Genomic DNA, 20,131 nt, shown 5'->3' on the forward strand with positions numbered 1-20,131 from the left:
GGCGCCGCCCTGTACGTACGATCGGGCAATGCCCACAGGTGGTCACCGTCTCCCCTCGCCCAGGGGGACGCGCACCCAGTTCACCATCGGCCTCGCGCTGCCCCTGTTCGCCCTCGCGCTCGTGGTGGTCGTCGACCTCGCCACCTCGCAGGGGCAGCACTTCGACCGGCTCCTCGTCATCGGCCCCGCGCTCGCCGCCGTCACCTGGAACACGCGCGGCACCGTCGCCATCGGCCTGCTCGCGATGGTGCTGCGGCTGGTGCTCGCCGTGGCGCAGGGCGATCCCGCGCAGGACATCCTCGCGGCCGAGGCCGTCCTGGCCGCCGTCATCGCCGCCGCCGTCTGGGTCAGCCGGGTCCGGACCCGCTACGAACAGGACCTGCGGGAGGTGCTGGCCGTCGCCGAGGTCGTCCAGCGGGTGCTGCTGCGCCCGCTGGCGCCCCGGCTCGGCCGCGTCGAACTGCACCTGCTGTACGTCGCGGCCGCCGCGAAGGCCCGCATCGGCGGTGACTTCTACGAGGCCGTACGGATCCCCGGCGCCGTCCGCATCATGCTCGGCGACGTCCAGGGCAAGGGCCTGGGCGCCGTGGAGAGCGCCTCCGTGCTGCTCGGCGCCTACCGCGGCTTCGTCACCGAGGCGCCCGACCTCCCCGCCCTCGCCGACCGTCTCGAAGAGGGCCTGGAGCGGTACGGCGCCTGGGACCCCGACTCCGACGTCGCCGAGCGCTTCGCCACCGTCCTGCTCCTCGAACTCCCCGACGACGAGGACGTCGTACGGCTCCTGAGCTGCGGCCACCCGGCCCCGCTCCTCCAGCACGACGGACACGTGCGGCCGGTCGTCCTCTCCGACCCGTCCCTGCCGGTCAACCTGGCCGGCCTGCTCGCCTCCCGGCACCGGGTGGAGGAGGTGCCCTTCGGACCCGGCGACCGGCTGCTGCTGTTCACCGACGGGGTGAGCGAGACCCGGGACCGGGCGGGCGTCTTCTACCCGCTGGAGGAGCGGCTCGGCGGCTGGACGGACCGGCCGGGCGACCGGGTGCTGCCGCTGCTCCACGACGACCTCGCCGATTACGCGGCGGGCGGCCTCGACGACGACGTGGCCGCGCTGCTCGTCGTACGCCCGCCGGAACCGGCCGCCGAGCCCAGCGCGCCCGCCGCGTCCGCGCGGCGGTGACGGGCGGGCGGTGTCGCCGGTGTCCCGGGCGGGTGTCCCACGCGCCCATCGCGCGCGCCGCCCGGATGCGTCCGGTCGAGTGGCGGCTCCAGGCCGCCGCGTACGACCTCGCCGAGGGGCACCGGCTCATGCTGGTGATCGACAGCGAGGACCCGCTGTACGGGGACGTGTCGGTGGTCTGGACGCAGACCTTCGGCGGTGGGCCGGAGGGGGTGCCCGCGATGCTTGAGCTTCCGCTGGGCTGAACGGCCGGGGAGGGGCCGGGCATGGTGCCCGACCCCTCCCCGATCCCCTCCCAGGGCCCCTCTTCGGCGCCGCGCCGACGCCGCTTCGGTCAGGCGCGGCCGTGGAAGTCGTAGCCGGCGTCGTCGATGGTCGACGAGATCACCGTGTCGTCCGGCTCGGCGCTGGTGTTGACGGTGACCAGGCCGGTGGAGATCTCCACGCTCACCGTGTCGACGCCGTCCAGGCCGCGCAGGGCCTCGGAGACGATCGCCTTGCAGTGACCGCTGTTGACACCGGAAACCTTGTACGTGGTGGAGAAAGCGGACATGGGAACCTCCTGAGCGTGTGCGCGTGATACCCCGTGGGGGTATTCCGTTGATCCATTTGTACCCCCCGGGGGTATCTAACGCAAGGAGAGGTTCCGGCCGACGGGGTCAGGCCAGCGGCGCCAGCCCGAGGTGCTCCCGCAGGGTCGTCCCCGTGTACGCCGTGCGGTACGCCCCGCGCTCCTGGAGCGCGGGGACCAGCAGGTCCACGATGTCGTCCAGGCCGTCCGGGATCAGGTACGGCGAGATGTTGAACCCGTCCAGGGCCCCGTGCCGCACCCAGTGGGCGAACTTCTCGGCGAGCCCCTCGGCCGTCCCCACGTGCCCGCGCTGCGGGCCCAGCTCGATCACCGTCTCCCGCAGCGACCAGCCGTTGGCCTCCGCCTTCGCCCGCCACTCGGCGACCACGCCCCGCGGATCCGCGATCCGGGCCGAGCCGAACGCGCCGGTGTTCTCCTCGACGAACGGGTCCTCCGCGGGCAACGGCCCGTCCGCGTCGCGCTCCGACAGGTCGATGTTCCACAGCCGGCTCGCCACCGCCAGGGCCGTCGCCGGGGTGACCTGCTCGAGCCGTACCCAGCGGGCCTTCTCCTCCGCCTCCTTCTCGGTCGCGCCGATGACGATCTCCGTGGCCGGCAGGATGCGCAGCGCGTCCTCCGGCCGGCCCGCCGCGCGCAGCCTGCGGCGGATGTCCTCGGCGAAGCCGAGCGCGTCGTCGAAGTCCCGCCCGTGCGCGGAGAAGATGACGTCCGCGTTGCGCGCCGCGAAGTCGCGGCCGTCCGGCGAGTCGCCCGCCTGGAAGATCACCGGATGCCCCTGCGCGCTGCGCGGCAGCGCCGGTGCCAGATCGACGTCGAACTGCGCGCCCGCCGCCCGTACCCGGCCTATCGTGCCGGGCACGGACCACGTACGGGCCTCCGCGGAGTCGGTCACCGCGCCGTCCGCCCAGCCGTCCCAGATCGCGCGGGCGACGGCGAGGAACTCCTCGGCGCGCCGGTAGCGGTCGGCGTGGTCGAGGAAACCGCCACGGCGGAAGTTGGCGCCGGTCCAGGCGTTGTCGGTGGTCACGACGTTCCAGCCGGCCCGCCCCTCGGAGAGCAGGTCGAGACTGGCCAGGCGGTGGGCGAGGTCGCCCGGCTCGTTGAAGGTCGTGTTGGACGTGGAGACCAGGCCGATCCGGTGGGTGACGGCCGCGAGCGCGGAGAGCTGCGCGAGCGAGTCGGGGCGCCCGGCGACGTCCAGGTCGTGGATGTGCCCGTCGGTCTCGCGCAGCCGCAGCCCGTCGCCGAGGAAGAAGGCGTCGAACAGACCGCGTTCGGCGGTCTGGGCGACCTTGCGGAAGGAGACCGGGTCGATCTGGGAGCCGCTGGCCGGGTCGGACCAGATGGTCCAGTGGTTGACCCCCTGGAAGAAGACGCCGAAGTGCAACTGGGCGTCGGGGCGGGGGACGTCGTACGGGTCGGTGCCGGTCATCGGTTCCCCTCCCGGGTGGTGGCGGTCGTGGTGGCGGTGGCGGTGGCGGAGGCCGTGGTGGCGAAGCGGCTCTCGGGGCGGGGCAGCCCGAGGGTGGTGCGCAGGGTGGTGCCCGGCAGCGGGCGCGCGGCGATCCGCCGGACGAACAGCTCGGGCAGGACGAGTCGGGAGAGGACCGCCAGGTCCTCGTCGAGGACCAGCGGATGCAGCCGCACCCCGTCGACCAGCGCGCTCAACTCCTCCAGGAGGTCGGCGAGCCCCTGCGCGGAGCCGGTGTACCGCAGACGGCCGGGCGGCCGGCCCGCGCCCTCGTCCCAGGAGGCGAAGCGCTCCAGGTCCGCGATCCGCTCGGCGGCCGTCTCGCCCGGGGTGTCCAGGGCGACCTCCAGCTCGGCGAACGCGAGCGGCGCGCCCGAGGCCGCCGCGGCCTCGCCGAGCAGCGCGGGCGAGGAGCCCTCCACGAGCGCCACGTCGACGAGCCCCGGCGGGACGAGCCCGGCGGGCGCCAGGACCACGGGCCTGCCCTGCGGCGGCCGGGGCACGATCGCCGGGCCCTTCACGCTGTACGTCTCGCCCTCGAAGTCGACGTAGTGCAGCCGCTCGCGGTCGAGATAGCGGCTCGTGGCGACGGACCGGATGACGGCGTCGTCCTCCCACGAGTCCCACAGGTCCCGCGCCACCTGGAGCCCGTCCAGGGCCTCCCGGCGCAGCGCCGACGCGCCCTCGACACGGGGCCGCCCCCAGGCGCGGGCGGCCTCGGGGCTCTCCTCCACGCCGAGCACCCAGCCGGCCCGGCCCACCGAGACATGGTCGAGCGAGGCGATCCGGGTGGAGACGTGGAACGGCTCGGCGTAGGTCGTCGCGAGGACCGGCGCCACGCCGATCACGCTGGTGGACGCGGCGATGAACGCGGCCCGCTCCACCGCCCCGATCCGCCCCGCGGGACCGCCGACGGCGGCCGAGGCGGGCGGCAGGACGGAGTCGTCGAGGGTGACCAGGGTGAACCCGGAGTTCTCGGCGACGGCCGCGACCTTGGCGACCCGGCGCGGCGTGAGCAGCTCTCCGGGGGCGTGCGCGGCACGGCGCCACGCGGCGGGATGGGCACCGTCACCGTCGATCTCGACGGCCAGGTGCAGGGCAGGGTGAGGCATGGAGTGTCCTTCCGGAACGACACGGCGAAACACGACGGCGCGCCGCCCGGAGCCATGACGGCACGGCACGGCGGACGCCGGCCCGAGACCGCGCGAGGGCGCGGCGACGGGGTGGGATTCAGCGGTGTGCGGAAGGACAGATGGCGGAGGCGGTGCGGCAGTAGTCGACATGCCGCCGGCAGCACAGCAGCGCCCCGGCCCACACGACACCACGACCGCGACGCGGCGCGGCGAGGGGTGCGGGCACGGGAGCCTCCAGGGTCCGGAAGGGGATGCCCCAGCTTAGGCAGGCCCGGTTCCGGGATGTCAAGGCGGTTCTGACTGGCGGACGTTCGGGTCCGGCTACGCTCGGTACGGCGTGTTCGCCGCCGCCCAGTCCGCGAGCGCGCGGGCGCAGTCGGCGACCGACTCGCGCCAGCTGCGGGCGGCGCCCTCGCCCGCCTCGTCGCTGACGTGCTTCACCAGCCGGACCGGGACCCCGGCGAGGCCCGCCGCGTTCGCCAGGGCGTACCCCTCCATGTCCACCAGGGCGGCCCGGGCCGCGAGCCGCACCCGCGCGGCCTCGTCCGATACGAACGTGTCGCCCGTCGCCAGGACGACGTCGCCGCCGGCCGGCAGGGTGAGCGGCGCCCCGTACGTCTCGCCGGTCAGGGTGGCGAGCAGCTCGCCGTCCAGGTCGTGCTGGATGACCGTGCCGACGACGTGCGTACCGGTCCAGCCGGGGCGCAGCGCGCCCGCCGTGCCGAGGTTGACGACCTCGGAGGGGCGCGGCCCGCGGGCGAGCACGGTGGAGAGCGCGGTGGCCGCGTTGACCTTGCCCATGCCCGTGAGCAGGATCGGCAGATCCGTGTCGAGGTACTGCGCCTCCTCCTTGACCGCGAGGACGAGCAGGGGACGGCCGGCCGTGATCTCACCCGAGAGTTCCATGCGTCTCACGCTACCCGGTGCGGCCGGGCGCCCGGCGCTCAGACCGGAAGCAGGCGGCCGATGAGCTCCCCGAGCTGCCGCGCGTCCCGGCACGGGCGCATCTCGACGAGCTCCGCGTACGCGTGGGCCACCGAGTCGCCGGTCGACCACAGGGAGCGCTGCTCCGGGTTGAGCCAGTACACCCGGCGGGCCCGCTCGGCGATCAGCGCGAGCGCCGGGAGCCCGGGGTCGCTGTTGTTGGTACGGGCGTCGCCGAGCACGAACACGACGGTACGGGGCCCCAGCGCGTCCAGGTAGCGCTCGGCGAACTCGTCGAGGGCCGTCCCGTAGTCGCTCTGCCCGTGCCAGCCGGTCACCGTCGCCTCCGCGAGGATCCGCTCACCGAGCCCGGCGGGGTCCGCCCGGCCCCGGGCCACCAGGTCCGTCACCTCGTCGGTCCGGTTGACGAAGGCGAAGACCCGGACCCGGCTGAACTGGTCGTGCAGCGCCCGCACCAGCAGCATCGTGAAGTGCGCGAAGCCCGCGACCGAACCCGAGACGTCGCACAGCAGCACCAGTTCGGGCCGCCCGGGCCGCCGCTGCCGCAGCGCCGGACGCATCGGCACGCCCCCGGTCGACAGTGAGCGCCGCAGGGTCCGCCGCAGGTCGATCTCCCCGCGCGCGGCCCGGCGGCGGCGCGCCGCGAGCCGGGTCGCGAGACGCCGGGCCAGCGGGCGCACCGTACGCCGCAGCTCGTCGAGCTGGTCCCGCCCGGCGAGCAGGAAGTCGATCCGGTCGGGCGTCGTGCCGACCGCCCGGCGCGCCACCCCGTCCCGGCCCTGACGCTCGGCCACCCGGCGGCGCGCCTCGGTCCGCACCCGTTCGCGGAAGCCCTCGATCCGCCGCCGGATCTCGTCGTCGGTCAGCCGGTCGGCGAACTCCGGCTCCCCGCCGGCTCCCTCGCGGAGCATCGCCCTGACCCGGGCGAGCAGCGTCTCGGGGCGCAGCCGGGACAGTGTCCGGTACGAGGACCAGCCGTCCGAACCGGGGGAGGAGCCGTATCCGCCGAGCCCGCCCACCGCCTCCCCGGCCAGCCGGTTCAGGGCCGTGTCGTCGCCCGAGGCGAGCGCGGCGGCGAGCCGCTCGCGCAGCCGCTCACGGAAGAGGGCGGGGTCGGCGGGGAGGCCGGCGGCCGGATCATGGTCCACGGAGGGTCCGGCTGCCGGCCCGGCGGGTCCGTCGCCCGCCGGGTCGTCGTCCGTCGCCCCGGAGGCCTCGGGGAACGCCTCGACCAGCGGGAAGTGCAGGTCGAAGACCCGGTCGAACACGGGCCGCCCGTCCTCGCCGTGCAGGAGCGTGGCGGCCAGCGCCGCCCGCACCCGCTCCCGGTCGTCGAACCCGACGGCTTCGAGCGCGAGGCCCGCGTCGACGGTCTCGCCCGTGCCGATCCCGAAGCCGTGCGCCCGCAGCGCCCGCACCAGGCCGGTGACCCGGTCCGCGGCGGTCACAGCGCGTCCAGGTCCAGCTTGGCCGCCGCCTTCAGGATGTCCTCCTGGTGCTTCAGGATCACGCCGAGGCTGCCGCGTACCACCTCGTCGGAGAGCGTGTCGGCGCCGAGCGCGAGCAGCGTGCGGGCCCAGTCGACGGTCTCCGCCACCGAGGGCGCCTTGCGCAGGTCCATGGCGCGCAGCGCGCCCACGACCCGTACCACCGAGGCCGTGAGGGCCTCGTCGATGCCGGGCACCTTGTTCCGCACGATCCGCCGCTCCAACTCCTCCTCGGGGAAACCGATGTGGAGGAAGAGACAGCGCCGGCGCAGGGCCTCGGAGAGCTCGCGGCTCGCGTTGGAGGTGAGGACCACGAAGGGGCGCCGGGTGGCGGAGATCGTGCCGAGCTCGGGCACGGTGACCTGGAAGTCGCTCAGCACCTCCAGGAGCAGCCCCTCGACCTCGACGTCCGCCTTGTCGGTCTCGTCGATGAGCAGCACGGTCGGCTCGTCGGAGCGGATCGCGGTGAGCAACGGCCGGGGGAGCAGGAACTCCTCGCCGAAGATGTCGGTGCGGGCCTCGTCCCAGCTCTCGCCGCGGCCCGCGGTGATCCGCAGCAACTGCTTGGCGTGGTTCCACTCGTACAGGGCGCGGGACTCGTCGACGCCCTCGTAGCACTGGAGGCGCACTAGGCGCGCTCCGGCGACCTGGGCGACCGCCTTGGCGAGCTCGGTCTTGCCGACTCCGGCGGGCCCCTCGACGAGCAGCGGCTTGCCGAGCCGGTCGGCGAGGAACACGGTGGTGGCGACGGCGGGCGAGGCCAGATAGCCGGTGGCGGCGAGCCGCTCGGCGACCTCGTCGACGGAGTGGAAGTACCCGGTCGTCATTGCTGTTCCCCCCGGAGATACGCGCGAGTTACCGGCCAGTAGTGGCAGGGTACCCGCCCGGCGGCCGGGGCGCCGAGGGTCTCACGGAGGGTGACCCCGCGCTGGTCCGGGGGGTGCCGCGCGCGCGGCGGTCGGGCCGCTGATGGAATGGGGGTGAAGGGAACGGCGGTGGAGGTGTGGTGGCGGAGCAAGCTGGGGCGCGGGCCTGGCCGGAGGGGGAGTACGAGGCCGTCCTCGCCCGCCTCGACGCCATGGAGCACGCGGCGGCCGAGATCGGCACCGCGCTCGACGAGCCGACCGTCTGCGCCGAACTGGCCGCCTTCCTCGTCCGCCGGGTCGCCGAAGCGGCGGCCGTCGACCTCGGCCCGCCGGACGGTGCCCCGTCGACGCGGACCCGGGCCGCGGCGGCCGGAGACACCGCGCTCCTGGACGGATCGGCCGCGCCCGCGGTGCTCCTGCTGCCGATGCTCGGACGGGACGGCCAGGACCTGGGGCGGGTACGGGTGGCGAGGACCGGCCGCGCGTTCACCGCGCACGAGAGCGCGGTCGTCGCCCACGCCGTACGGCTCGCCGCCCTCCACCTCGGCCACGCCCGCCGGCTGGCCGCCACCGAGGCCACCGCGCTGCATCTCCAGCGCGCCCTCGTCGCCGAACCGGGCCGGCCGCACCCCAATCTGGAGGTCGCCGGACGCTACCTCCCGGCCGGTCCGCGCAGCCTCGTCGGCGGCGACTGGTTCGAGACGGTACGGCTCCACTTCGGGCGCACCCTGCTCGTCGTCGGCGACGTGATGGGGCACGGCCTCGACGCCGCCGTGGACATGAACGCCTACCGGAGCGCGCTGCGCGAGGTGGCCGCCACCGACCTGCCCCCGCACCGGGTGCTGCGCCAACTGGACGCCGTCGTCGCCGAGGACGAGGGCCGCCGCCCCGCCACCTGCCTGCTGATCCAGGTCGATCCGGCCCGCTCCACCGCCACCTTCGCCAGCGCCGGCCACCTCCCGCCCGTCGTCTTCACCGCCGACGGCTCGGCCGAACTCGTCGACCTCCCCGTCGGCCCGCCCCTCGGCACCGGCCTCGGCGGCTACGAACCGGCCGTCCGCACCGTCACCCCGGCCGACACCCTGCTGATGCTCACCGACGGCCTCGTCGAACGGCGCGGCGAGGACATCGACCACTCCCTGGCCCGCCTCGCCGCACTGCGGCTGACGGCGGGATCCGGCCCGGCCGAGGTCGTCGACGAGGTGCTCCGCAGACTCGACGCCCACACCGCCGAGGACGACGTCGCGGTGCTCGCGGCCCGGGTCCGCGAACGCCCCGCGCCCTGACCCGAGTCGACGGTTTCGAGCCTCGGCGGGATTCTTTCCGCAGGACGCTTGTGCGCGTTCCCCGAGAGGGGCACGCTCCTGGTATGAACACAGCCAGGCACGCCAGTGAACGCCTGATGAGCTGGCCCTCGCTGATCGCCGACCGCGCGCCCTGCGGCGCCGCGCTCGGACTGCGCACGGCGACGCAGGAGATCGTGCACTTCCACAGCGAACACGAGGCCGACGTCCACCTCACCCGCGCCATGATCGCCCGGCTGCGCCCGGCCCTCCTCGGGTCGAGCGCGCTGCGACTGCGGGCCGGGTCGGGCTGGGTGACGGTCCGTCTGGACATGGGCTCCGACATCGACCTGCTTGCCACCCTCGTGAGCGCGGCCCTCCAGGCGACCGGCGCACCCTATCCGGCCCACGACCCGGCCCCCGACCACTGCACGCGCACCCGCATACGCTGCTGACGGCCGGCCCGGTGCGTCAGCCCACCGGGAAGATCATGCAGGTGCTGGTCGCGTGACCGAGCAACCGGTCCTGGGCGTCGTACAGGCCCGCCTCGGCGAGCGCCGTGCGCCGGCCCTGGCTCAGGACCGTGCCGATCGCGCGGACCTTGCCGGTGTCCTTGGTGATCGGCCGCAGGAAGCGCGTCGACAGGTCCAGCGAGGTGTACGCCATGCCCTGGGGGAGCGTGGAGTGCACCGCGCAGCCGGCCGCCGAGTCGAGCAGCGTCGCGTAGACCCCGCCGTGCACGCTGCCGATCGGGTTGTAGTGCTCCTCACCCGGCTCGAAGCCGAACACCGCCCTGCCGTGCTCCACCTCGTCCAGACCGAAGCCCAGCAGGGAGCCGAGCGGCGCCGCGGGGAGGCGGCCCGCGGCGATCTCACGCAGGAAGTCCAGGCCCGCCATCGTGCGCGCGGCATCGGCGGTGGCCGCCGCGTCCTGCCAGTGCACCGTCCGTGACCGCTCCATCGCCGCTTCCCTCCGCCGTACCCGTCATCTGACTTCGAAGATCGAAGTTAGAGGGGGTGTCGGCTGACTGTCAACAACGCAGCCAGCTGACTACAGTGTGACGATGCCGATGCCGTATCTGGAGATGGACACCGAGAACTGCCCGGTCCGCCGCGCGCTGGACCTGGTGGGCGAGAAGTGGTCGCTGCTCATCCTGCGGGACGCCCTCAACGGGGTGCGCCGCTACGACGACTTCCGCCGCCACCTCGGGCTCTCCGAGGCCGTCCTCGCCGACCGGCTCCGCAAACTCGTCGCCGCCGGCATCCTGCGCGCCGAGCCCTACCGCGAACCCGGTGCGCGCACCCGCTCCCAGTACCGCCTCACCTCCAAGGGCCGCGACCTCTGGCCCGTCCTGCTCGCCCTCAAGCAGTGGGGCGACACCCACGCCGGGGACCCCGCCGGCACCCCGCTCGACATCCGCCACACCGACTGCGGCGCCCCCGTCCGCGTCGAGGTGGTCTGCACGACCGAGGAGCACACGACCCTCACCCCGTACGAGGTGACCGTCCGACCGGGCCCCGCCGCCCGCCCCCGAACCAGCTGACCCCGAGTCGCGATCTGCACCCGATCGGCGGCATGCCGGGCGGGTTCGGCCGACGAGTGGGGTACTCGACGAGACATGCCCCCGAATTCCGGTGCGCCGCACGACGGTGCCCCCGCCGAGCACGGCCACTGGTTCCACCGGCTCCACGAACGCGTCCTCGCCTCACCGGCCGGACTCGCCTGGAACCGCGGGCGCGAGATGGAACTCATGCACCGCGCCATGGGGTTCGCCGCACTCAGCCTGCTGACCCTCGTTCCCCTGCTCATCGTCGTCGCCGCCGCCGACCTCGCCAGCGGCCAGGGCTTCGCCCGCTGGCTCATCCAGGGTCTGGGCGTCTCCCAGGTCTCCCAGGAAGAGGTCGAGCGGCTCTTCGGCCAGCCGGGGCAGGCCCTCCAGCGCACCACCGCCTTCGGCCTCGCCGCCCTCGCCGCCTTCGGCGTGACCTTCGGCTCGGCCGTCCAGACCGGCTACGAACGCGTCTGGGACCTGCCCACCGCCCGCTGGCACACCATGTGGCGCCACGTCGTCTGGCTCGCCGTCCTCGTCGCCGCCCTGCTCCTCTTCGTCGCCAATCCGTCTCCCGACGAGTCGCCCGCCGGCGTCACCGTCCTCGTCGCCCTCGGCGACCTCGTCGGCACCTTCCTCTTCTTCTGGTGGTCCCAGCGCCTTCTGCTCTGCGGCCGCATCCGCTGGCGCGCCCTGCTGCCCGGCGCCGTCCTGACCGCACTCGGCCTCCTCGGCCTGCGGATCTTCTCCCAGTTCGTCTTCTCCCCGCTCATCGCCTCCAACGCCGTCACCTACGGCCAGTTCGGCACCGTCCTCGTCCTGCAGTCCTGGCTCGTCGGGGTCGGCTTCGTCGTGTACGGAGGCGCCCTCGCCGGCCGCCTCGTCCATGAACAGCTCGTCCTGCGCCGCCTGCGCCGTGCCGCGCGCGACGCCGTCGGACCGGGCCCCCGACGCCGCTGACTCACTGGTCCCGGCGCTGCACCGAGAGCACCGTCACCGCGGCCGCGACCAGCGCCCAGGCCCCGTACACCAGCCACGCCCCGCCGACCGTCCACGGGAAGAACGCCGGCCAGTCCCCGATCTGCACCAGACGCTGCCAGGCCTTCTGCGGCAGCAGATGAGCCAGCACCGCCGACCAGTAACGCTTCTCGCTGACCACCCCGGGCACCACCAGGAGCAGCACCACACTGGACACGATCGTCGGCGCGCTCGTACGCAGCAGCGTCCCGAGGGCCATCCCCACCAGCGCGCTCACCGGCGCGAGCAGCGCCGAGGCGACGACGATCCGTATCGCCCCGGGGTGACTGACCGGCAGTCCGATGCCGTGGACGGACAGGATCGCCTGGCTCACCCAGAACGACACCCCGGCGACCGCCAGACCGAAGCCGGTCATCACCGCCGTCACCACGAGCACCTTCGCGGCCATCAGCGAGCGCCGGGCCGGCACCGCGGCGAAGGTCGTGCGGATCTGTCCGCTGCCGTACTCGCCGACGACCGTCATGGCACCCATCGCGGCGGTCGCGAGGATCAGCACCATTCCCGCGTTCCCCGTGAACGCGTCCATCAGGGCCATGCCGTCCCGGACGAACCGCGCCTGGCTCGCGGTGTCGTACGACGTCCAGTACCGATAGTGGTCCCAGGCCTGGCCCGCGTTGAACGCGATCACCGACAGCGCGCCGAGCAGCAGCGACCAGCCGGTCGAGCGCAGCGACCACAGCTTGAGCCACTCGGACGCGAGCAGGTCGCGGAAGCGGGCGCGGGGCTCCGCCAGGGGAAGGGCGAGCGCGGTCATCGGGTGTCTCCTGCCAGGTACTCGACGCTGTCGGCGGTCAGCTCCATGAAGGCCTCCTCCAAGGAGGACGTACGGGTGGTCAGCTGATGCAGCGGCACGCGGTGGTCGAGGGCGAGCTCACCGATCCGGGCGGCGCCCAGTCCCGTCACCGTGAGGAGCCCATCCGCCTCGGTCTCCACCGCCGCGCCCTCCGCGACGAGCAGGGCGCTCAGCGCCTCGGCCGCGGGCGTGCCGACCGTGACGCTCAGCCGGGTGCCGCGCGCCGCGAACTCGGTGAGACTCTCCGCCGCTATGAGCGAACCGCGACCGACCACCACGAGCTCGTCCGCCGTGTGCTCCATCTCGCTCATGAGATGGCTGGAGACGAAGACCGTGCGCCCCTCGTCCGCCAGCCGCCGGAACAGGCCCCGCACCCACTTCACACCCTCCGGGTCCAGGCCGTTCAGCGGCTCGTCGAAGAGCAGCACCGGCGGATCGCCCAGCAGCGCCGCGGCGATCCCCAGCCGCTGCCGCATGCCCAGGGAGAACCCCCCGATCCTGCGCCCGGCGGCACTCGCGAGGCCGACCTGCTCCAGCAGGGCCTCGACCCGGGCCCGGGGAATCCGGTTGCTCCGCGCCAGAATCCGCAGATGCGCCCGGGCCGTCCGCCCGCCGTGCACGTCCCCCGCGTCGAGCAGGGCGCCCACGTGCCGCAGGCCGCGGGGGAGCGAGCGGAACGGGTGGCCGGAGACGGTCACCGAACCGCTGGTCGGGGCGTGCAGCCCGAGGATCATCCGCAGCGTGGTGCTCTTGCCCGCCCCGTTCGGCCCGAGAAAGCCGGTCACGCGGCCCGGGCGGACGGTGAACGTGAGTGAGTCGACGGCGGTCGTGGCGCCGTACCGCTTGGTGAGGTCCCTGACTTCGATCATGACCCCACCGTGCCGCCCCGACCCCACCGCCCACATCGGACCAGGGACGACACTCCTCGCGGGCCGATGTCATCCCGGGGGGTAGGCCTCAAGGCCGATGTGCCGGTGAGCCGAGGTGATCACACGATCCGGTGACGCCTCCTCGTGGCGCCCGGCCGGGCCGCGCGGACCGCTTGGATGGGAGGTGATCCCACCGCTCCGTCGAGAGAGAGCCGCCCATGGCGAACACCTGGCTGCCACCCGCCGAGTACATCGCGACGCTGCCGAGAGCGACCGCGTACGCATGCCTCTACTTCACCGACGAGCAGGGCAGGCCCTTCCAACTGCGCGCCACCTACGAGACCGGGCTGTGGCAGTGGCCCGGAGGGAACATGGACCCGGGGGAGACCCCCTGGGAGACGGCGGTGCGGGAGTGCCGGGAGGAGACCGGACTCGTCTACGAGGGCGAACCGCGTCTCCTCGGCACGCATTTCACCTGCGACCGGGGCGACCAGTGGCCGGCCAATCACATCGGCTTCATCTTCGACGGCGGTCAGCTGAGCGAGGCGCAGATCGCCGCCGTCGTCCTCGACCCCGAGGAACACAGCGAGTACCGCGTGCGCACGCTCGCCGAGTGGGAGCGGGAGATGCACCCGAGGAACTTCCGGCGGCTCGCCGAGATCGACCGGGCCCGGCGGACGGGCACGACGGTGTACGTGGAGACCGCCGAGGAGCTCTGACGGCCGGACCACCGCGGCGACAGGGCGGGGCCGTCGGCGCGGACGGCCCCGCTCTCCTCGACGCTCCGCGCGGGAGGGAAGCGGGAGGGAAACCGCGCGGAAGCCGTAACCTCGGAGCGCTTCGGCAGTTGACCAGGCCATGAAGAAGCGCAGCATGCTCGCCATCGCCTCCCTCGCCGCCGGTGTCGTCACCGCCCTCGTCTCCCCGGCCCCGCACGCCGACGCCGCGGAGCACATCCCCACCGACACCGTCACCGGCCTCCTCCAGGAGGACCAGATCCTCCAGGACGACACGGCGATCGACTCCCTCCTGGAGGACACCGTCCAGGGCGCCGACGGAGCCGTGCAGGCCCCGGAGGCCGGCGACCTCGTCTGACGGGCGCGCCCGCCACCCGACCGGGGGTGGCCCGTGCGCGAGGAGTGCGCGGGGAATGACAGGATGTCCTCATGAGCGAGAACGTTTACTTCGACATCACCATCAACGACGAGCCGGCCGGCCGGATCGTCTTCAAGCTGTTCGACGACGTCGTCCCGAAGACGGCGCGCAACTTCCGTGAGCTGGCCACCGGCGAGCACGGCTTCGGCTACGCGGGCTCCCCGTTCCACCGCGTCATCCCCTCCTTCATGCTCCAGGGCGGTGACTTCACCAACGGCAACGGCACCGGCGGCAAGAGCATCTACGGCGAGAAGTTCGCGGACGAGAACTTCACCCTCAAGCACGACCGCCCGTTCCTGCTGTCGATGGCGAACGCGGGCAAGAACACCAACGGCTCGCAGTTCTTCATCACCACGATCGTGACCGACTGGCTCGACGGCAAGCACGTCGTCTTCGGCGAGGTCGTCGAGGGCAGCGACCTCGTGAAGAAGATCGAGGGCCTCGGCTCGCAGTCCGGCGCCACCAAGGCGAAGATCGCGGTCGCCGCGTCCGGCATCGTCAAGGCCTGACCCGACGGCACGGCCCAGGCCGAGCAGTCCACCGACCCGCCCCCGTGCCCCTGGCCCGGGGGCGGTCGTGCGTCGTGCGCGAGGCGCGCGGCCGGGTATCGGGATGCGCCGCGCCGCTTCGACGGGTAGGTTCGGAACGCAGCACGGTCCGCGGCGGACGCCGCATCGCGCACACGCCGTATCGGGAGGTGAGCCCCACATGCACGAGCAGTACCCCGCACGGGCCCTCCCCGCCGCCGCGTCACGCTGACCCGCGCCGGGAGCGCCCGTACCGTCGAGCACTCCCCAGCGAAGGAACCATGACCGTCACCCCCTTCCGGATCTCCGTGTCCGAGGACGTCCTGCGCGATCTGCGCGCCCGACTCACCCGCACGCTCTTCACCGAGCCGTCCGACTCCTCCTACTGGGCCGCCGGCACCGACCCCGGCTGGCTGCGCGAGCTCGTCGCCCACTGGGCCGACGGCTTCGACTGGGCCGGGGCGGAGGCCCGGCTGAACGCCTTCCCGCAGTTCCGCGCCGACATCGACGGCCGCGCCGTGCACTTCGTCCAGCTGCGCGCCCAGCGCGGAGCCGCCCCCGAGGGGCCCGCTCCGCTGCCGTTGGTCCTCACCCACGGCTGGCCCAGCAGCTTCGTGGAGATGCTGCCGCTCGCCGAACGGCTCGCCGACCCGGCCGCGTACGGCGGCGACCCCGCCGACGCCGTCGACGTCGTCGTCCCGTCCCTGCCGGGCTTCCTCTACTCGGACCTGCCCGACGGCCCGTTCACCCGCCGGGGCGTCGCCGAGACCTGGCACACCCTGATGACCGGGACCCTCGGCTACCGGCGCTACGGCGCCTTCGGCGGCGACATCGGGGGCGGCGTCACCCAGTGGCTCGGCGCACGGCACCCGGAGGCCGTCGCGGGGGTGCACATCACCTCCGCCGTCGTCTCCGCGGACTTCGCTGCCCAGCCGCCGACCGCGCGGGAGCGCGTCTACCTGGACGCCCTCGACGCCTACGAGGAGCGGGACCAGGGCTACAGCGAGATCATGTGCACCCGGCCCGACACCCTCGCGGCCGCCCTTCGGGACTCGCCGGCCGGGCTGCTCGCCTGGATCGCCGACAAGTACCGCGACTGGAGCGACTGCGGCGGCGACCTGGAGAAGCGCTGGGACCGCGAGACCCTGCTCACCGTCGCCACCCTCTACTGGGCCACGGGCACGATCGGCTCCTCCTTCCGGCAGTACTACGACTACCACCACAACCGCACCGTGCCGCCCGTCCAGGTCCCCGCGGCCGTCACCCTCAGCCACGAACCGGCCTACGCCGACTACCCCCGCAGCCTCGCCGAGCGGGTCTTCCGCGACCTGAGGCACTGGAGCACCCCGGGCCGGGGCGGTCACTTCATGGCGTACGAGGAACCCGACCAGGTCGCCGCGGAGCTGCGCGCGTTCTTCCGGCCGCTCAGCTGAGGGCGCGGGCGACGGCCCGGGCGAAGCCGTCCGGGTTGTCGATCATCATGTTGTGACCGGCCTCCGGGACCTCGATAACGGGTATGCCCAGGCCGGCGACCTTCTCGGCCTCGGCGTCCGGCAGGCTGTGCGAGCCGACCAGGTAGGTCCTGGGGCGCCGGAGGGCCACCAGGAGCTCGCCCGGCGACGGGACCGAACTCTCCACCAGCGCCACCGCGCTGCGGTGCACGGCGAGGGGATCGGCGAGCCGGAGCCGCGCCGCGTAGTCCGCCCGGTCCTGGGCGGCCAGCATCGCGGCGAAGCCCTCGCGGACGAAGGTCTCCTCGTCCTGTGCCGCGACGGGGGAGGAGAAGGCGCCCCCGCCCGGGTACAGGTTGGGCTCGGCCAGCACCAGACGGTCCACCAGATCCGGGCGGGAGGCCGCCAGATGGACGGCGACGGCGCCGCCCATCGAGTGCCCGACCAGCTCGACGCCGGTCAGTCCCTCGTGGTCGAGGATCCGGGCGACCGCCGCCGCCTGCGACTCCATGCGGTAGTCGAAGGCGCGCGGCCGGTCGCTCAGCCCGTACCCCAGCAGGTCCACCAGGAGGGAGCGGCGGCCGGCGAGCGCCGGGTGGGCGGCGATGTGCGCGAAGTCGGAGCCGCCCGTGCACCCGAGGCCGTGGACGAACACCCGCGCCGGTCCGCCGCCGGGCAGATCGATCCAGCGCACATACCCGCGCGCCTCCGTCAGGAACAGCTCCCGCATGGCCCCTCGCCCCTCGTCATCTCTCGTCGGCCCGGCTCCCCACCGGTGCCGATCACCCTACGAGGCGGCACTGACAACGCCCTCCGGGCACGTCGGGCGAGGGCGCAGCGCGAGGGTTCAGCCCTCCTCGCCGTAACGGCGCTCGAACTTCGCGATCCGGCCCTCGCTGTCCACGGTCCGCGCCTTGCCGGTGTAGAAGGGGTGGCTCTCGGAGGAGATCTCGACGTCCACCACGGGGTACGTGTTGCCGTCGTCCCACTCGATGGTCTGGTCGCTGCTCGCCGTCGAACGGGTCAGAAAGGCGAACCCGGCGGAACGGTCCCGGAAGACGACGGGCCCGTACTCCGGCTGCTTGTCCTGCTGCACATGTCCTCCTCGGACGGCCTGACACGGTTCCCCCGGTGTGCCCAGCCTCGCCGCGCACCGCCCGCGCGACCAGTGCCGCACGCCCGACCGGGTGACGGCCGGGTGACGGCCGGGGACCGGCACCGCGCGGGCGCCCGTCAGGAGTGCTCCTCCTCCGATCTCCAGCGGGCCGCCAGGAGGAGGGCGATGTCGTCCGGGCGGTCGGTGGACTGGCGGGCCTCGCGGATCAGCCGGTCCGCCGTGTCCGGGAGCGGGGCCGTGCCCGTGGAGGCGAACGTACGGCGCAGCCGCTCGATGCCCTCGTCGATGTCGGTGCCCGGGCGCTCCACCAGACCGTCCGTGAACAGCGCGAGCACCTCGCCCGGTTCCAGACGCAACCGCGTCACCGGATAGGCAGCGGTGCTGTCCACGCCCAGCACCACACCGCGCGCCAGCTCCACCACCTCGGTGCTGCCGTCGGCCCGCCGCAGCAGCGGCTGCGGGTGGCCGGCCCGGGTCGCCTGCACATCGCCCGTCTCCGCGTCGAGCACCACATAGCAGCAGCTGGCGAACTGGCCCGGGTCCAGGTCGATCAGGAGCCGGTTGGTGCCCCGCACCACGTCCTGCGGCCGGTGCCCGCCCAGGGCGAACGCCCGTACCGCGCTGCGCAGCTGCCCCATGGTGGCGGCGGCGGCCACCCCGTGGCCCTGGACGTCGCCGATGACCAGGGCCAGGTGCCCATGGCCCGTCTCGATCACGTCGTACCAGTCGCCGCCCACGTCCATGCCCTCCGTGCCCGGGAGATAGCGGCCGACCGTGTCCACGCCCTCGTGCGTCGGCAGCCGGTGGGGGAGCAGGGCGTCCTGAAGACCCCGGGCGAGCGCGGACTCGGAGTCGTAGCGCTGGGCCCGTTCGAGCGCCTGGGCCATCAGGCCGGCCAGGGCCGTGAGCACCGTCCGCTCCTCGGCGGTGAAGCCCCGGGGCCGGTCGAAGCCGAGGATGCACGAGCCCACCGGCCGCCCCGAGGCGATCAGCGGCAGGAACGCCCGCGCCCCCGTGTGCGCGTCCAGCGGCAGCCCCGGATAGGCGGCGCCCAGTTGCTCCATCGACTCGAAGAACAGCGGCCGGCCCGTCGTCAGCGTCTCCACGCCGGGCATCCGCGCGTCAAGGCGTACCCCGTCGAAGGGTTCCAGGAACCCCGGCGGGAAACCCGTCTCCCAGGCCAGATACAGATGCCGCTCGCTCAGCAGGTAGATCGCCAGCTGCCGGCCGCCGAAGGCCGGCAGCAGCTCCTCGGTGACCACCGCCGACACCTGGCGGGCCGTCACCGCCTCCGACAGCGCGATGGCCAGCGCCACCGGACGGTAGAGCGCGGCGGCCCGCCCCTCGGGGGAGGCGAGCCCGTCGGAGGCCTCGGCCTCGGCGACCGCGGACCGGTGGGCCGGGTCGCTCTCCGGGACCAGGACCATCGTGACGCCGTCGTGCCCCGGGTAGAGCGAGACCGACAGCCACTCGCCGCGCCCCGGGTGGGCCAGGAAGTGCGTCGGCCGGTCCGAGAGCAGCGCCCCGCGCAACTGCTCCTCGTGGTACGGATGCGAGAACCAGGGCAGGGCGTCCCACAGCGGACGCCCGGCCAGGGCACGGCGCGGCATGCCGAGCAGCGCCTCGGTACGGTCGTTCAGATACGTGATCCGGCCCAGCCGGTCGATGGCCAGGATCGCGCGGGGCAGCCGGTCGGTCGCGTCCGAGCCCACGAGCCCGGTCCCGAGGTCGACCAGCGAGCCGGTCAGGACCTTCCCGATCCTGCCGCCCGACACCGGGCGCGCGGTCACCTCCAGCAGGTGCAGCCCGCCGTCCGGACCCTTCAGCCGGATCCTGCGGGCCGCCGGGCCACCCGAATCCGCCGCCTGCCGGGCCAGCGCCCACAGCGCGTACGAGTCCTCCGGCATGAGCCGGGAGGTCAGCGCGTCGACGGTCCAGGGGAACGGGGTCGTCTCGCCCAGGATCGCCCGCAGACCCGCGTCGGCCGTGACCGTCCCGGTGTCCAGGTTCCAGTCGAAGTAGCCGATCCGCACCGGCGGCGAGGTCCTGGTCGGCAGCTGGACGCAGACCGGCGCGCCGCCCCACTCCACCCGCGTCCCGGCCGCTTCGAGGGCCGCCAGCTCCGTCCCCAGCAGCCGCGCCTCCTGGAGCATCCGGCTCCGGTCCCGCGCGGCCACCGGCACGCCCGGGGTCGGCGCCCGCAGCACCACCAGGACCCCGTACCGCTCCCGGCCGCCGACGACCGGCGCGTACAGCGAGGCGAAGGGGAACGGGAGGCTCGCCACCAGCTGCGGGAAGAGGCGCATCGCCTCCTCCACGTCCCCCAGGTGCACCGCCTGCCCGGACCGGTGGGCCTCCGCCACCGGGAACGGCCGGTTCACGTGCATCCGCCACCACGGGCGGAACAGCGGTCCTGGCAGCCCCGCCAGCATCGCGAGCCGCAGCAGCCCCGGCGTCCCCGACTGGAGGTACACCCCGCCCGCGTACCCGCCGACCGCCTCCACGGCCCGCAGCGCGGCCTCCGTGAGGACCAGCGCGAGGGCGTCCGGCACCGGCCCGTCGACACCGGCGCCCCCGGACGGGGGGCCGGAATCGGCCGACGGGGCGGGACCGGCCGCGCCGTACGTCGTCACACAGCCAGGATGCTCCGGCCCGGACGGCCCACGCATCCGGAGGTGCGA

At 74.0% G+C, this 20,131-nt stretch carries 22 protein-coding genes; 10 read left to right on the forward strand and 12 right to left on the reverse strand.

What is annotated here, in order from left to right:
* Positions 1-28: 28 nt before the first annotated feature.
* Complete coding sequence (locus ABTZ54_RS17125) at positions 29-1,174, forward strand: PP2C family protein-serine/threonine phosphatase (RefSeq protein WP_351663637.1); 1,146 nt, start codon at positions 29-31, stop codon at positions 1,172-1,174.
* Positions 1,175-1,206: 32 nt separating this feature from the next.
* Complete coding sequence (locus ABTZ54_RS17130) at positions 1,207-1,419, forward strand: hypothetical protein (protein WP_351663639.1); 213 nt, start codon at positions 1,207-1,209, stop codon at positions 1,417-1,419.
* Positions 1,420-1,508: 89 nt separating this feature from the next.
* Here ABTZ54_RS17130 and ABTZ54_RS17135 read toward each other — a convergent pair whose 3' ends face one another.
* The 6 genes from ABTZ54_RS17135 to ABTZ54_RS17160 all read right to left on the reverse strand — a co-directional run bounded on the left by ABTZ54_RS17135 (position 1,509) and on the right by ABTZ54_RS17160 (position 7,629).
* Positions 1,509-1,727, reverse strand: a complete 219-nt coding sequence (locus tag ABTZ54_RS17135) for a heavy-metal-associated domain-containing protein (RefSeq protein ID WP_351663641.1) — start codon at positions 1,725-1,727, stop codon at positions 1,509-1,511.
* 106 nt (positions 1,728-1,833) lie between these two features.
* Complete coding sequence (locus ABTZ54_RS17140; protein ID WP_351663643.1) at positions 1,834-3,198, reverse strand: NtaA/DmoA family FMN-dependent monooxygenase; 1,365 nt, start codon at positions 3,196-3,198, stop codon at positions 1,834-1,836.
* On the reverse strand, positions 3,195-4,349 hold the full coding sequence (locus tag ABTZ54_RS17145) for an LLM class flavin-dependent oxidoreductase (protein ID WP_351663645.1): 1,155 nt from the start codon (positions 4,347-4,349) through the stop codon (positions 3,195-3,197). The genes ABTZ54_RS17140 and ABTZ54_RS17145 overlap by 4 nt, the downstream gene beginning before the upstream one ends.
* A 342-nt stretch (positions 4,350-4,691) precedes the next feature.
* Positions 4,692-5,276: a nucleosidase gene (locus tag ABTZ54_RS17150; RefSeq protein ID WP_351663647.1), complete on the reverse strand. Its 585-nt coding sequence runs from the start codon at positions 5,274-5,276 to the stop codon at positions 4,692-4,694.
* 38 nt (positions 5,277-5,314) lie between these two features.
* Positions 5,315-6,763: a vWA domain-containing protein gene (locus ABTZ54_RS17155; protein ID WP_351663649.1), complete on the reverse strand. Its 1,449-nt coding sequence runs from the start codon at positions 6,761-6,763 to the stop codon at positions 5,315-5,317.
* Entirely contained in the window at positions 6,760-7,629 is an 870-nt protein-coding gene (locus ABTZ54_RS17160) for an AAA family ATPase (RefSeq protein ID WP_351663651.1), read from the reverse strand. Before ABTZ54_RS17160 ends, ABTZ54_RS17155 begins: the two co-directional genes overlap by 4 nt.
* 179 nt (positions 7,630-7,808) lie before the next feature.
* Here ABTZ54_RS17160 and ABTZ54_RS17165 point away from each other — a divergent pair, with 179 nt between their 5' ends.
* Positions 7,809-8,954 (forward strand): PP2C family protein-serine/threonine phosphatase, encoded by a 1,146-nt coding sequence (locus tag ABTZ54_RS17165; RefSeq protein ID WP_351663653.1) that lies wholly within the window; start codon positions 7,809-7,811, stop codon positions 8,952-8,954.
* Between the two features lie 83 nt (positions 8,955-9,037).
* Positions 9,038-9,406: a luciferase domain-containing protein gene (locus tag ABTZ54_RS17170; protein WP_351663655.1), complete on the forward strand. Its 369-nt coding sequence runs from the start codon at positions 9,038-9,040 to the stop codon at positions 9,404-9,406.
* Positions 9,407-9,422: 16 nt separating this feature from the next.
* On the opposite strand, the gene ABTZ54_RS17175 is transcribed toward ABTZ54_RS17170, so the two are convergent.
* Positions 9,423-9,911: a PaaI family thioesterase gene (locus ABTZ54_RS17175; protein WP_351663657.1), complete on the reverse strand. Its 489-nt coding sequence runs from the start codon at positions 9,909-9,911 to the stop codon at positions 9,423-9,425.
* Between the two features lie 109 nt (positions 9,912-10,020).
* Between ABTZ54_RS17175 and ABTZ54_RS17180 the strand changes: the two genes are divergently transcribed.
* On the forward strand, positions 10,021-10,494 hold the full coding sequence (locus ABTZ54_RS17180; protein ID WP_351663715.1) for a winged helix-turn-helix transcriptional regulator: 474 nt from the start codon (positions 10,021-10,023) through the stop codon (positions 10,492-10,494).
* A 75-nt stretch (positions 10,495-10,569) separates the two neighbouring features.
* The gene (locus ABTZ54_RS17185; RefSeq protein WP_351663659.1) at positions 10,570-11,460 is read left to right on the forward strand and encodes a YhjD/YihY/BrkB family envelope integrity protein; all 891 of its coding nucleotides are present in this window, start codon (positions 10,570-10,572) and stop codon (positions 11,458-11,460) included.
* A 1-nt stretch (position 11,461) separates the two neighbouring features.
* On the opposite strand, the gene ABTZ54_RS17190 is transcribed toward ABTZ54_RS17185, so the two are convergent.
* Together ABTZ54_RS17190 and ABTZ54_RS17195 are read right to left on the reverse strand one after the other, a co-directional pair.
* On the reverse strand, positions 11,462-12,292 hold the full coding sequence (locus ABTZ54_RS17190) for an ABC transporter permease family protein (protein ID WP_351663661.1): 831 nt from the start codon (positions 12,290-12,292) through the stop codon (positions 11,462-11,464).
* Positions 12,289-13,200 carry an ABC transporter ATP-binding protein gene (locus ABTZ54_RS17195; protein WP_351663663.1) on the reverse strand — a complete coding sequence of 304 codons (912 nt, stop codon included), beginning with the start codon at positions 13,198-13,200 and terminating at the stop codon, positions 12,289-12,291. Before ABTZ54_RS17195 ends, ABTZ54_RS17190 begins: the two co-directional genes overlap by 4 nt.
* 218 nt (positions 13,201-13,418) lie before the next feature.
* Here ABTZ54_RS17195 and ABTZ54_RS17200 point away from each other — a divergent pair, with 218 nt between their 5' ends.
* The 4 genes from ABTZ54_RS17200 to ABTZ54_RS17215 all read left to right on the forward strand — a co-directional run bounded on the left by ABTZ54_RS17200 (position 13,419) and on the right by ABTZ54_RS17215 (position 16,315).
* Positions 13,419-13,919: an NUDIX domain-containing protein gene (locus tag ABTZ54_RS17200; protein WP_351663665.1), complete on the forward strand. Its 501-nt coding sequence runs from the start codon at positions 13,419-13,421 to the stop codon at positions 13,917-13,919.
* Positions 13,920-14,058: 139 nt separating this feature from the next.
* Positions 14,059-14,295, forward strand: coding sequence for a hypothetical protein (locus ABTZ54_RS17205; RefSeq protein WP_351663667.1), 237 nt, complete (start codon positions 14,059-14,061; stop codon positions 14,293-14,295).
* 71 nt (positions 14,296-14,366) lie between these two features.
* Complete coding sequence (locus ABTZ54_RS17210) at positions 14,367-14,864, forward strand: peptidylprolyl isomerase (protein WP_351663669.1); 498 nt, start codon at positions 14,367-14,369, stop codon at positions 14,862-14,864.
* 299 nt (positions 14,865-15,163) lie between these two features.
* Positions 15,164-16,315, forward strand: a complete 1,152-nt coding sequence (locus tag ABTZ54_RS17215) for an epoxide hydrolase family protein (RefSeq protein ID WP_351663671.1) — start codon at positions 15,164-15,166, stop codon at positions 16,313-16,315.
* Here ABTZ54_RS17215 and ABTZ54_RS17220 read toward each other — a convergent pair.
* From ABTZ54_RS17220 to ABTZ54_RS17230, 3 genes are all read right to left on the reverse strand, one after another.
* Positions 16,308-17,063 carry an alpha/beta fold hydrolase gene (locus ABTZ54_RS17220; RefSeq protein WP_351663673.1) on the reverse strand — a complete coding sequence of 252 codons (756 nt, stop codon included), beginning with the start codon at positions 17,061-17,063 and terminating at the stop codon, positions 16,308-16,310. The two genes, ABTZ54_RS17215 and ABTZ54_RS17220, sit on opposite strands and share 8 nt — an antisense overlap.
* Before the next feature lie 117 nt (positions 17,064-17,180).
* Positions 17,181-17,429: a type B 50S ribosomal protein L31 gene (locus ABTZ54_RS17225; protein ID WP_351663675.1), complete on the reverse strand. Its 249-nt coding sequence runs from the start codon at positions 17,427-17,429 to the stop codon at positions 17,181-17,183.
* A gap of 137 nt (positions 17,430-17,566) precedes the next feature.
* The gene (locus ABTZ54_RS17230) at positions 17,567-20,083 is read right to left on the reverse strand and encodes a SpoIIE family protein phosphatase (protein WP_351663677.1); all 2,517 of its coding nucleotides are present in this window, start codon (positions 20,081-20,083) and stop codon (positions 17,567-17,569) included.
* Between the last annotated feature and the right edge of the window lie 48 nt (positions 20,084-20,131).

This window comes from Streptomyces sp. NPDC094032 (assembly GCF_040303965.1).
Classification (GTDB): Bacteria; Actinomycetota; Actinomycetes; order Streptomycetales; family Streptomycetaceae; genus Streptomyces.